Below are 12,173 nucleotides of genomic sequence, written 5' to 3' on the forward strand. Positions count from 1 at the left end.
GCAACCTGCAAAACAAGCAAGGTGCTAAAACGATAAGCCAATTTTTGGAAAAAATGTTGAACTATCTTCTGCTGACTTCGCCAAATAACGACGTATGACAACAGAACATAAACCTCGCGAAAGCTTTATCAGCTTAATTCCCTTTTTAGTATTTGTCCTAAGTTTTTTAGGAGCCGGAATTTATCTTAACGACTTTTACGCCTTGCCCTCTCCTATTGCAATGACACTAGGAATTATCACCGCTTTCCTAATTATCAAACTTCCATTTAAAACAAAAATGGACGAATTCTTGAAAGGTTTGGGTGACAAAAATGTGCTAACAATGTGTATTATTTACCTTTTGGCAGGTGCATTTTCGACAGTTTCTAAAGCGTCGGGAAGTGTTGATGCCATCGTGAATTTAGGTTTAGAATATATTCCTGTTAATTATATTGCGCTCGGCATTTTTATTTTAGCCTCGTTTTTATCTTTGGCATCTGGAACTTCGGTTGGTTGTATTGTTGCACTTGGCCCAATCGCTATCGAATTGGCAACAAAAAGTGGCGCCGATGTCAACCTCATCGCTGCGTCCTTATTGACAGGTGCAATGTTTGGTGATAATCTTTCAGTGATTTCGGATACGACAATTGCAGCTTCGCAATCTTTAGGAAGCAAAATGTCAGATAAATTCCGAACCAATCTTTGGATTGCGGCACCAGCGTTTTTAATCACAATTGTTATTCTACTCCTTAATAATTCAGAAGTTACCCAAATACAGGACTTATCGAGACAAAGCAGCAGTTTTTATCTTTTAATTCCATACATTTTGGTCATAGGATTGGCTTTTGCAGGACTCGATGTTTTCTTTGTTTTAATAATTGGTATCGTTGTTTCGGGAATTATTGGACTATCAAACAACAGCATGGATTTGCTAGGTTTTGCAAAAGAAAGTTACGATGGTTTTACCTCTATGACCGAGATTTTCCTTTTGTCCTTATTAACTGGTGGTTTAGCAGGAATAATCGAATATGCAGGTGGCATACAATATCTTTTAAATAAAATTTTGAAAGCAATAAAATCAAGATTTTCCGCAATGTTGGGAATGGGTGTTTTAGTAAGTCTTGTGGATGCCTGTATCGCGAACAATACGATTGCAATCTTAATCACTGGAAAAGTTGCGAAACCAGTCTCCGAACATTATGAGTTTGAACCTCGAAAAATGGCATCTGTACTGGATATTTTTGCTTGCATCATCCAAGGTATTATTCCCTATGGTGCGCAAGTCCTAATCTTGATGAGTTACGGAAAAAATAAGATTGACTACGTCCAACTCATTAGCCAATCTTATTATATTTGGTTGCTTTTGATTTGCGTTTTAGTATTTATTTTCTTGAACAGAAATCAAACTCATAAATTAAATTCCATTAAATAATCGTCCATTACATAGCCGTTTCCAATATCGAAAACCGCTTCGCCATAGACTTTATAGTTTTGAGATTCGTAAAATTGACGCGCAACATTATTTTTGTTCACGGTTAAAATAATACGATTGTCGCCAACAGATTGGGTATGTTCTTTAACGAGATTAAGACCAAATTTTCCTGCGCCTTTTCCTTTAGCTTCTGGCACAAGATAAATGCGATGAAGTTTGGTTGTATTAAATTCAACATGATGTTCGAAACCAACAAAGCCGAGCGGTTCTTCATCGTCCAAAATTATAAAATAATGGTAATTGGGATTTTGAAGATGAAAAATAATTTCGTGCTCCGAATACATTTTTTCCAACATATATTCTAACTGTTCTTTGGAAAGAATATCGGCATAAGCATCTTCCCAAGAACGTCTCGCCAAATCTTGAATAAGGCAAATATCAAACTGTGTGGCAGGTTTTTTCTGTATCATTTTTAAAATAAAAATGGGCCGAAGCCCAATTAATTAAATATTTTTCATTTCAGCTTTAATCTTGTCTTGCAAGCCTTCGGACGCTTTTACCAAAGGTAATCTCAAAGTATTTTTAATAATTCCTTTTTCAGCAAGAATCGTTTTGACACCGCAAGGATTTCCTTCTGCAAAAATTAATCTTGTAATGTCTACCAACTTGTTATGGATGTCATAAGCTTCTCTAATTTTACCATCGAAAGCCAATTGCACCATCGTCGAAAACTCTTTTGGATAAGCTTGACCAATTACCGAGATAACACCATTACCACCAGCTAAAGTTACAGGAAGTGTGTATTCGTCGTCCCCTGAAACCAAATTAAAATTAGCAGGCTTCTTTCTGATAATATCAAAATATTGCAGAATATTTGGAGCTGCTTCTTTAATCATGATAAGATTCGGGAATTCTTTCGCTAATCTTAAAGTCGTATCTGCTTCGATATTTTGTCCCGTTCTCGATGGAACATTGTAAATGATAATATTTTTACCAGTTGCTGCAATCGCCTTATAATGTTGATAAAGTCCTTCCTGATTTGGTTTGTTATAATATGGAGAAACCGAAAGAACCGCATCAAAATCCGACAAATCTGCCTCTTCGATTTGTTTTACAACTTCCATCGTGTTATTACCACCAATCCCAAGAACTAGCGGAACACGTTTATTATTCACCTTTATGATATGATTGATGACCTGTTTCTTTTCTTCAGCAGAAAGTGTTGCAGCCTCAGCCGTTGTACCAAGAACCACAAGATAGTTAGTTCCGTTATCGATATTATAATCTACCAACTTTGTTAGAGAATCGAAATCTACCGATAAATCTTCATTAAAGGGTGTTACCAAAGCAACACCTACACCTTTTAAATTGCTCATATCTTAATTAGAATTTACTTGTAAAGTTAAAGTTTTTGTTTGGTTCTATAATTAAATTTAATCCCAAAAAATTCAAAATTTGTTAGTTATAACCTAATATTTATGAAACAATATGCGTCGCGAAAAATTCTTAGATTTGCTTTTTAAAAGAATCTAGATAGATGAAGCGGTTACAAATCTATATTTTGGGTGTCGGTCTCGCATTATTAAGTGCTTGCAGCTCACAACAAAATATCAGCAATATCCAAACGCACAAGAATATTGTTATTGATAGCAATATTGGTGATGATGCGACATTTGACCAAGTTATTGCACCTTACAAAAGCGAACTTGAAAAACAAATGAACATCAAAATTTCCCATACCTCTGTGGAACTTAACAAAACTGGTGATAACAGCAATTTGGGAAATCTTCTTACAGATTACACTTACGAAGGCGCTTTGGCTTGGGCAAAAACAAACAATATCCCAAGCATCGATGGTGCTGTCATTAATATTGGAGGAATTCGTACGATAATTCCTGCTGGAGATATTACAATAAAACAAATCTTTGAGGTAATGCCTTTCGAAAATGAAGTTGTTATTGTAAAAATTAAAGGAAGTGATCTACAAGGATTGTTTGACTATTACCTTAAGGAAAAGACCAATAATCCTGTTTCTCATATTACGATTTTAACAGAGGGCAATCAGATTAAAACGGCTTTAATTTCTGGTCAAAAAATTGACAAGGACAAAACCTATTATATTGCGACATCCGACTATCTTGCAATGGGAGGCGACAGAATGTACTTTTTCGGGAAAGGTGAAATGATTGGTACAGGCATCAAACTGCGCGAACTTTTCATAGAAAAATTTAAAGAAAACAAAGAAGTTAAAGTCCCTACAGACCTTCGTCTTGACCTAAAATAATGCTATAATGAACAGAAAAGATTTTTTAAAATATGTTGGTGCAGGAACTTTAGGACTAAGCTTGACACCGAATTTGGTTTTGGCAAATAGTTTTACTAAAACCAATCTTTCACAAGATACCAAACTTACAATTCTGCATACCAACGACCAACATAGTCGCATCGAACCTTTTGACGCTTCTTATTCTAAAAACCCTAATCAAGGCGGTTTTGCTAGAAGAGCAAAACTGGTACAACAAATTAGAAATCAAGAAGCTAACGTTTTGCTTTTAGACTCAGGAGACATCTTCCAAGGGACGCCATATTTTAACTTTTTTGGTGGTGAATTGGAGTTCAAACTAATGAGTATGATGAAGTATGATGCGTCTACAATGGGGAACCACGATTTTGATAATGGACTAGAAGGTTTTCTTAAAGTTTTACCAAATGCAAAATTTCCATTTATTTGCTCAAATTATAACTTTAAAAATACTATTTTAGACGGCAAAACAGAATCTTATAAAATATTTGATAAAAACGGAATAAAAGTCGGAATTTTCGGACTCGGTGTTGAGCTCAAAGGTTTGGTTGGAAAGGCTAATTACAAAGAAACGGAATACCTTAACCCAATTGAAATAGCACAACAATACAGCCAATTTCTAAGAAATGAAAAAAAATGTGATTTGGTGATTTGTCTATCACACCTTGGCTACGATTACGAAAAAGAACCTGAAAGAATGTCTGATAAAATTTTGGCAAGCTCAACTTCGGGCATTGATTTAATTTTAGGAGGTCATACTCATACTTTTCTTCCAGAGCCAGAAACTTTTTCTAACAAAGACGGAAAAAAAGTTTTGGTTAATCAAGTAGGTTGGGCAGGACTTTTGTTGGGCCGAATTGATTTTTATTTTAATAAAGATAAAACCGTGAAAAATATTTCTTGGAGAAATCAAGTTATAGATGAAAGCATAATTGCATAATATGAGAAAAGCTTTATTATTAACATCCATGCTGTTTGTTGCAGCACTTAATGCACAAAACACTTCAAAATGGAGTGATTTGTTTTCATACAACAATGTACTAGCCATCAGAGATGATGGTCAAAAACTAATAGCCGCTACAGAAAATGGAATTTTCTTTTATAATCCAACTTCTGGAGAAATAAAAAAGCTTTCAAAAGCTAACGGTCTTCATGAAGTAAAAATAACGGCTTTTGACTACAACCCTGACACGCAAATTGGGCTTGTTGGTTACAAATCTGGCGCAATGGATGTTATTACGCCTAATGGAATTTTCTTGATTATGGACATTCCGATTGCTAATGGATATCTAGGTGACAAAAAAATTAATCACATATCAATCTCTGGTAACAAAGCTGTTATCTCTGTTGGTTATGGTGTTTCGATTTTTAATTTGGATAAGCGAGAATTTGGAGATACTGCTTTTTTCAATACAGGAGGTAATTATAATGCTGCACTTGAAGCTGGTATTTTTAATGACAAAGTAGTAGTTGCAACTAATAATGGATTATTATCCCATGCAATTGATACGACTTTCCCTGTTTACACAAGTTGGACAACACAAACAGCTGGCGCATTTACAAATGTTGCTACTAAGGATATCATCGCTTACTCAACAGCAAATCAAGTAAGATATGGTACTGACATTAGTACTACAAATGTTTTACCACAGAGCTTTAACAGCATAAAAGATGTGGTTATAACATCGCAAAATATTATTGTTGCTGACAGCCAAAAATTATATACCTTTTCGAAAACAGGAACACTTGAGGGCAGTACTGATTTTGCAGAAGAAGTAAATTCTGGTTACTATTTTAATAACCAACTATTTTCAGCAACTAAACTTAATGGAATCCTGGATCAAAACAAATCGAGCTTCAAACCCGATGGTCCATATAGTAATATATCTTCGAGAATTAATTTGCTAAATAACCAAATTGTTATCTCAACGGGAGGCACGATCTCATATAATAATCCAGCGGACAGAAATTTGGGATACTATCACTTTGATGGACAAAAATGGAATTATCCAGAATATTTTAAAACCAGTGGGATAACATTTAATATTACCGATGCTATAATAAATCCTGCGAAACCAACAGAAATATTTTTTAGCAACTATATTTTTAGCAATTTTAAGGGTATCTATCGAATGGAGAATGATACAGTTAAAAATTTTTATACTTTTCCAAATGATCATATTCTTTATAATCGACCTTTAGGCTTAACAATAGATGATAAAAGTAATTTGATTGTTTCAATGTCCACAATGCAAAATAGTACATCTAACGGTTATGCCTATTTTGACCAAAGTTCAAATAGCTTTAAGACTGTTATTTTATCACCAGGAGGTGGAGCTGCTAAACCGAATGCTAAAGATGGTTTACTTTATATCCCAGGACCATTCCCAACAGATGGGGGATTGAGTATAATGGATTATACAAACACTTCTCTAGGATCAAGTAATAATAAAAATATTAAACTTGCAAAAGGAAACAACCTCCCAACTAATGGTGTAGTGTGTGTGGCATTGGATAAAAACGATAATGCTTGGATTGGAACAAGACAAGGTCTTCGTATCTTAAGCAATCCTAAAAGTGCAATGAACGAGCAATCTCCTCAAACAGACCCAATTATTATTGAACAAAATGGTCTAGGAGAAGAATTATTTCGAGATGCTGAAATCCTTCAAATTTTAGTTGATTCTGGAAATCAAAAATGGATATCTGTTGCTGGTGGCGGTGTTTTCTACATAAGTCCTAGTGGTGAACAAACCTATTTACATTTTACAAAAGCCAACTCCCCTTTACCAACAGATACAGTAACCGATATCCAAATCGATGAAAAAACTGGAAAAGTCTATTTCGTAACCTTAGATGGTGTGATGGTTTATCAAGGTGATGTAACGGATGTTAACAGTAATTTTGGTGATGTCTTAGTTTACCCTAATCCTGTTGTGTATGCGAATTATAAAGGAAATGTTCGAATTAGAGGTTTAGCGGAGAAAACAAATATCAGAATCACAGATGCTACAGGTAATGTAATCCACACAGCGGTTGCTCGCGGTGGTTATTACGAATGGAATCTACTAAATCAAAAAGGTTCTCGTGTGGCTTCTGGAATTTACTTTGTGTTAATGACCAACGAAGACGGGACTGATACTAAAACTGCAAAAATCGCGGTCGTTAATTAATGGAAATATATAAGGGCTTTCTTCTCTCCTATGTTAGATATGGCGATAATGATGCTATACTCCACTGTTATACAGAAGAAAGCGCTTATTTAAGTTTCTACATTAGAGGAATCTACACTATAAAAAACAAAAAGAAAGCTTATCTTTTTCCGTTAAATGAAATCGCATTGTCAACCAATAAAGGAAAATTCAATTCCGAATTGTTGATGACTTCTAATATCGAATCGGTTTCTAAAAAGGATTTATACCAAGATATAAAAGCCAACGCGATTATTTTCTTTGTGGCAGATTTACTCAATCAAATTCTTCGACATGAAAACGAAGCGCAGCCAAAGCTTTATGATGCCATTTCTGAATTTTTATCAGAAGTTGAATTATCCAATATGCAAGCGCATTTGGTTTTGATGCTTAAGATTATTAAAATCCAAGGCTGGGCACCTCTTGAGTCTGAGGCAAATTATCTAAATCCAGAAACGGGGAATTTTGTCAATTCCGAAGTTCATTATCTTTTTGATAAAGAAAATTCCATGATTTGGAAAGCTTATCTACACAAAGAAAATCCTTATGATTTAATCTTGAATCGAGACCAAAGACAGAAATTCCTAGACAGCCTTCTGGTGTATTATCATTTCCATTTTGTGGATTTTAAAACACCAAAATCTCTAGAAATCATTCAAGATATTTTTTAATGGTGATAAACATCATCATACTTCACGCCAGCTTTGATGGCAACATCTAATTTGTTTTCATTAGGAATTAAAGGACAACTGTAATCAAATGCGTTGTAAGCACAATAAGGTTGATATGCTTTGTTAAAGTCAATGACAATCATAGTTTTATCCGTTTTTTCTAAATCTATATACCTTCCACCACCATAAGTTTCGTTAGAATTGGTCAAATCTCCAAAAGGTAGAAAAACATGATTTACATATTCGGGATTTGTTTGCAAAGCATCATTAGTATATAAAGTCACAACTTGCACTTTCCCATTTAGCTTAAAATAAGCCTTTCCATATTCTGTAAAAGATTTTGATTTACCAGAAGATGTTGGCATCACTAGTTTTTGGTCAGAAGTTGTCTTTTCAAACCTTGCAATGACACAATACTTTTTATTAATTGGAAAGAATGGATGTTCTTTAAAATTGGTAAAATTATCTCCTCTTAAAGGTGATTCGCCTTCAGTTTTATATTCTCTATTCAATTCTTTTTGAAATTCTAAAACGCTTTGCTTCCAATATTTTGTAGACTGTGCATTAACATTTAAAAATCCCAAAAAAGCAAAAACAAGTAAAAAATATTTCATCAATCAATAATTATATTATAAACATCACTTTTATTCCTTTTGATATTTGGAACAAAAAAACCATTAGCTTCTGGAATTATTTCCGCTAAAGTAAAACTCTTGCAATCGGACGGTAATCCACTAAAGTAAAGAGTAAACAAAAAAGTTTTACCCGGCGGCACATCAGTCCATTCCGGGTAATAACTTATATTTTCACAGTGAATTAACTCACTTAAAAGGCTAGAACTCGCATCGTCATACAAAAAAGTGGACTGCCAAATTCTAATTTTTTCCTCAAAAAAACCAACCGATTGGAATCGACAATGCACAATCACGATTTTATCCATCATGTGCAATTCTTTATTTGCTTCTCTAAGCGAGGCGTCGATAAAAGGCTTGGTTTTAGTGGTGCTCATTTAATAGTTTAACTCCAGTTTGTTTTTACTAAAATCTCTTACTTTTTCAGTAAGGTTTTTGTCTGTTGCCAAAGATACGCCATAACTAGGAATCATCTCCTTAATTTTAGCAATCCATTTTCCACCTTCATGCATTCTGTCAGGGAAACAACGTTCTAATACATCCAACATCGCATAGACAGAAGTACTTGCACCAGGTGAAGCACCAAGTAATGACGCGATTGTTCCGTTTTTGTTAACCACAACTTCAGTCCCGAATTCTAACTTACCACCATCTTTTGCATCCTTTTTAATGACCTGTACACGTTGTCCAGCAACTTTCAGTTCCCAATCTTCTTCTTTTGCATCTTTAATGAAATCACGTAAATGCGCAAGACGCTGAGATTTTGTCATTGCAACCTGCTGAATAAGATATCTCGTTAAAGGTAAATTATGCCACCAAGCGCCAAAAAGAGATTTTATATTTTTAAAATTCACGCTTTCTGGTAAATCTAGGTAACTTCCTTCTTTTAAAAACTTAGTTGAAAAGCCCGCGAAAGGTCCAAACAACAAAGCTTCTTGACCATCAATAATTCTTAAATCCAAATGCGGAACTGACATTGGCGGCGCATCAACAGTTGCTTGTGTATAAGCTTTCACTTTGTGTTGCGCTATTAACTCAGGATTTTTGGTTACCAACCATTGTCCACTAACTGGGAAACCGCCATAACCTTGGCTTTCCTCAATATCAGAACTATCTAAAAGTGGTAAAGCATAACCGCCAGCACCGATGAATACAAACCTTGCATCTACTTCTTGTGTATGAAGATTTTTTCTGTCTTTTACTTTTAATCGCCATTCGCCATCATCTTGAAGACTTACATCTTTAACCTCATGGTATGTGAAAACCTCTACACTACTATCTTCTTGCAAATGGTTAAACAATTTCTTTGTTAAAGCTCCAAAATTAACATCAGTTCCTAAATCCATTTTCGTAGCTGCCAATTTGTCTTGAGCGCTTCTTTTTCTCATAATCAAAGGCACCCATTCTTGCAACTGCGTATGATTATCGGAAAATTTCATTCCCTCAAACAAATGCGACTGCGTCATTGCAGCATGGCGTTTGCGAAGATATTCGACATCATTCTCACCAAAAACAAAACTCATGTGTGGACAAGAGTTAATAAAATCTTTAGGATTGCTGATTAAGCCTTTATCGATAAGATATGACCAAAACTGTTTTGAAATTTCAAATTGTTCGGCAATTTTTTCAGCTTTTTTAATATCGATGCTACCATCTTTTTGCTCTGGTGTATAGTTAAGCTCGCAAAAAGCAGAATGCCCTGTACCTGCGTTATTCCACGCATCAGAGCTTTCTTTAGCAACATCATCTAGACGTTCAAAAATTGCAACTTTAAGATTGGGTTCTAATTGGTGAACGATTGTTCCCAATGTCGCACTCATAATACCACCGCCTATTAGTACAAGGTCGTATTTTGGTTTCGGAGTATCCATTATAAATTTATATTGTTTATTGCTAAAGTTTTAAGAAAATTTCATACCAAAGAGGACAATTTGACCAACTAATTTGCTCATTTTCTTGAAAAATATTTTCGTAAATTTACAGCCAAGTTTAGTCTTTTTTAATGCCTAAACGCCTTAAATAATGAAAGCATTAAAAACTCTAAATCCTTATTTTTGGAAGCATCGTGTACTTCTATTTTGGGGATTTTTATTTATTATACTCAGCAATTTTTTCACAATATATAAAGTACAGTTTGTTGGACAAACCATCAATATTATTGAGGCCAATTACAACACGCTCAAACTTTCGAAACAAGCTGGAATCATCGAAAACGTAAAAGCCAATTGGTCTTATTTCAGAATTATTTTTATTAACTCTGGAATTTTGCTATTGTGTTCTTTACTGTCTGGTTTTTTCACTTTCATGATGCGACAAACTATTATTGTAGCATCTCGCCGAATAGAATATGAATTAAAAAATAAAATCTTCCGCCATTATGAAGATTTATCGCTGACAGATTATAAAAAGACTACTATCGGTGACCTTATGAATCGTCTAAGCGAGGATGTTGTAGCGATAAGAATGTATCTTGGTCCAGGTGTTATGTATGTTGTTAATTTGGCAATCTTACTGATTATCACAAGCACCTATATGTTGATGACGGATGTCGAAATGACGTTTTGGACTTTGGTTCCGCTACCTATATTGTCATTTGTTATTTATAAAGTCAGCAATGTCATCAATCAAAAATCGAAAACAATGCAGAAAAGTCAATCTGCAATTTCAACTTTTGTACAGGACAGTTTTTCGGGTATCCGTGTTGTTAAATATTTTAGCAAAGAAAAATACATCGAAAAAAATTATGGCATCAAAGTTAAAGACTATCAAGATAAAGCACTTGACTTAGCAAAAACTGAAGCTTACTTTTTCACGATAATACTTTTTGTGATTGGACTCCTTAATGTCGCGATTATCTTTATCGGTGGTCAAAAGTATATCGCTGGCAAAATGAGTGTCGGTACTATTGCGGACTTCTTCTTATACATTAATATTCTCATTTGGCCATTTTCAATGGTAGGTTGGGTTACATCTGTCAATCAACGTGCGGAAGCGTCTATGCAGCGTGTTAATGAGTTTCTGGACATGAAGTCGGATATCGCTAATACCAACCATGAAAACTATTCTATAAAAGGCGATATAGAATTCAAGAATGTAAGTTACACTTATCCAAATACGGGCATCAAAGCTTTGGATAATTTAAGCTTTAAAGTTAATGCAGGCGAGACATTAGCCATTATGGGAAAAACGGGAAGTGGAAAATCTACGATTGCACTTCTTCTTGGCCGTTTAATTGATCCAGACGAAGGACAGATTTTAATCGATGGTAAAAACCTAAAAGATCATAATTTGGAAGTTTATCGTCAAAAAATCGGTTACATTCCACAAGAGAGTTATCTGTTTTCTGATACCATTGGATACAATATCGGCTTCGCAATTGACAATCCGGGAGAAGATTTGATTATTAAATATGCTAAAAAAGCAGATGTTCATAAAAATATTATCGAGTTCCGAGATCAATATGAGACTATTGTTGGAGAACGTGGTGTCATGCTTTCTGGTGGACAAAAACAACGAATCTGCATTGCGAGAGCCCTTATTAAAGAGCCACAAATATTGATTTTTGACGATAGCTTGTCCGCTCTAGACACGGAGACGGAGGAAAATATTCTACAAAATATCGAAAACGACCTACAATCTGCAACTTCTATCATTATAACACACAGAGAATCAAGTGCAAAACGTGCAGACAAAATCCTTTACCTAGCATAGAAATACTCTTAATTTATCAAAAAAAAAGAGTTTTTTATTAGTGATTATTATTTTTCTTTATAAATAATTCAAAAAACATTTTGAATTAAGCAGAATTCTATTATATTTGTTTATACAGATTTCAAAAATATCGTACAAATGAGTGAATACAAGGAACGCCACGAAAATGAAATTTTCACAAAGGTATTGAAGGCAGGTAGAAGAACCTATTTCTTTGATGTGCGCGAGACAAAAGCTGGAGATTATTATCTTACG

Annotated in this window: 12 protein-coding genes; 7 read left to right on the forward strand and 5 right to left on the reverse strand. The window is 34.5% G+C overall.

From position 1 onward, the window contains the following. Window positions 1–94: 94 nt before the first annotated feature. Window positions 95–1,411, forward strand: coding sequence for a Na+/H+ antiporter NhaC family protein (locus Q1V95_RS10965; RefSeq protein ID WP_300673742.1), 1,317 nt, complete (start codon window positions 95–97; stop codon window positions 1,409–1,411). Here Q1V95_RS10965 and Q1V95_RS10970 read toward each other — a convergent pair. Both Q1V95_RS10970 and dapA read right to left on the reverse strand, forming a co-directional pair. Further along, entirely contained in the window at window positions 1,387–1,881 is a 495-nt protein-coding gene (locus Q1V95_RS10970) for a GNAT family N-acetyltransferase (protein ID WP_300673744.1), read from the reverse strand. The two genes, Q1V95_RS10965 and Q1V95_RS10970, sit on opposite strands and share 25 nt — an antisense overlap. 33 nt (window positions 1,882–1,914) lie before the next feature. Further along, window positions 1,915–2,787: a 4-hydroxy-tetrahydrodipicolinate synthase gene (gene dapA, locus Q1V95_RS10975; protein ID WP_300673746.1), complete on the reverse strand. Its 873-nt coding sequence runs from the start codon at window positions 2,785–2,787 to the stop codon at window positions 1,915–1,917. A gap of 161 nt (window positions 2,788–2,948) precedes the next feature. Here dapA and Q1V95_RS10980 point away from each other — a divergent pair, with 161 nt between their 5' ends. Genes Q1V95_RS10980 through recO form a run of 4 tightly spaced genes read left to right on the forward strand, consistent with a single transcriptional unit; the run spans window position 2,949 to window position 7,575 of the window. Next, a complete protein-coding gene (locus Q1V95_RS10980) occupies window positions 2,949–3,695 on the forward strand; it encodes a 5'-nucleotidase (protein WP_300673748.1) in 747 nt (248 codons plus the stop codon). A gap of 7 nt (window positions 3,696–3,702) precedes the next feature. Further along, on the forward strand, window positions 3,703–4,653 hold the full coding sequence (locus Q1V95_RS10985; protein WP_300673751.1) for a metallophosphatase: 951 nt from the start codon (window positions 3,703–3,705) through the stop codon (window positions 4,651–4,653). Window position 4,654: 1 nt separating this feature from the next. Next, window positions 4,655–6,886: a T9SS type A sorting domain-containing protein gene (locus Q1V95_RS10990; RefSeq protein WP_300673753.1), complete on the forward strand. Its 2,232-nt coding sequence runs from the start codon at window positions 4,655–4,657 to the stop codon at window positions 6,884–6,886. Further along, entirely contained in the window at window positions 6,886–7,575 is a 690-nt protein-coding gene (recO, locus tag Q1V95_RS10995; RefSeq protein ID WP_300673756.1) for a DNA repair protein RecO, read from the forward strand. Before Q1V95_RS10990 ends, recO begins: the two co-directional genes overlap by 1 nt. Here the strand turns inward: recO and Q1V95_RS11000 are convergent. The 3 genes from Q1V95_RS11000 to mqo are packed head-to-tail and all read right to left on the reverse strand — an operon-like array spanning window position 7,572 to window position 10,078. Then, entirely contained in the window at window positions 7,572–8,189 is a 618-nt protein-coding gene (locus Q1V95_RS11000) for a DUF1684 domain-containing protein (RefSeq protein ID WP_300673759.1), read from the reverse strand. The genes recO and Q1V95_RS11000 overlap by 4 nt on opposite strands. Beyond that, window positions 8,189–8,584 (reverse strand): hypothetical protein, encoded by a 396-nt coding sequence (locus Q1V95_RS11005; protein ID WP_300673761.1) that lies wholly within the window; start codon window positions 8,582–8,584, stop codon window positions 8,189–8,191. Before Q1V95_RS11005 ends, Q1V95_RS11000 begins: the two co-directional genes overlap by 1 nt. Further along, a complete protein-coding gene (gene mqo / locus Q1V95_RS11010) occupies window positions 8,585–10,078 on the reverse strand; it encodes a malate dehydrogenase (quinone) (RefSeq protein ID WP_300673764.1) in 1,494 nt (497 codons plus the stop codon). A gap of 151 nt (window positions 10,079–10,229) precedes the next feature. Here mqo and Q1V95_RS11015 point away from each other — a divergent pair, with 151 nt between their 5' ends. After that, on the forward strand, window positions 10,230–11,918 hold the full coding sequence (locus Q1V95_RS11015) for an ABC transporter ATP-binding protein (RefSeq protein WP_300673766.1): 1,689 nt from the start codon (window positions 10,230–10,232) through the stop codon (window positions 11,916–11,918). A gap of 138 nt (window positions 11,919–12,056) precedes the next feature. Beyond that, window positions 12,057–12,173: DUF3276 family protein (locus Q1V95_RS11020; RefSeq protein ID WP_300673768.1), on the forward strand; the 117-nt coding region annotated here is incomplete at its 3' end.

Source organism: Soonwooa sp. (genome assembly GCF_030151385.1).
Taxonomy (GTDB): Bacteria; Bacteroidota; Bacteroidia; order Flavobacteriales; family Weeksellaceae; genus Soonwooa.

Excerpts from the sequence above, each read along its gene's own strand:
- Q1V95_RS11000 (WP_300673759.1), bottom strand. The coding sequence starts at position 8,189 with ATGAAATATTTTTTACTTGTTTTTGCTTTTTTGGGATTTTTAAATGTT.
- recO (WP_300673756.1), top strand. The coding sequence starts at position 6,886 with ATGGAAATATATAAGGGCTTTCTTCTCTCCTATGTTAGATATGGCGAT.
- Q1V95_RS10990 (WP_300673753.1), top strand. The coding sequence starts at position 4,655 with ATGAGAAAAGCTTTATTATTAACATCCATGCTGTTTGTTGCAGCACTT.
- Q1V95_RS10980 (WP_300673748.1), top strand. The coding sequence starts at position 2,949 with ATGAAGCGGTTACAAATCTATATTTTGGGTGTCGGTCTCGCATTATTA.
- mqo (WP_300673764.1), bottom strand. The coding sequence starts at position 10,078 with ATGGATACTCCGAAACCAAAATACGACCTTGTACTAATAGGCGGTGGT.
- Q1V95_RS10985 (WP_300673751.1), top strand. The coding sequence starts at position 3,703 with ATGAACAGAAAAGATTTTTTAAAATATGTTGGTGCAGGAACTTTAGGA.
- dapA (WP_300673746.1), bottom strand. The coding sequence starts at position 2,787 with ATGAGCAATTTAAAAGGTGTAGGTGTTGCTTTGGTAACACCCTTTAAT.
- Q1V95_RS10965 (WP_300673742.1), top strand. The coding sequence starts at position 95 with ATGACAACAGAACATAAACCTCGCGAAAGCTTTATCAGCTTAATTCCC.
- Q1V95_RS10970 (WP_300673744.1), bottom strand. The coding sequence starts at position 1,881 with ATGATACAGAAAAAACCTGCCACACAGTTTGATATTTGCCTTATTCAA.
- Q1V95_RS11015 (WP_300673766.1), top strand. The coding sequence starts at position 10,230 with ATGAAAGCATTAAAAACTCTAAATCCTTATTTTTGGAAGCATCGTGTA.
- Q1V95_RS11005 (WP_300673761.1), bottom strand. The coding sequence starts at position 8,584 with ATGAGCACCACTAAAACCAAGCCTTTTATCGACGCCTCGCTTAGAGAA.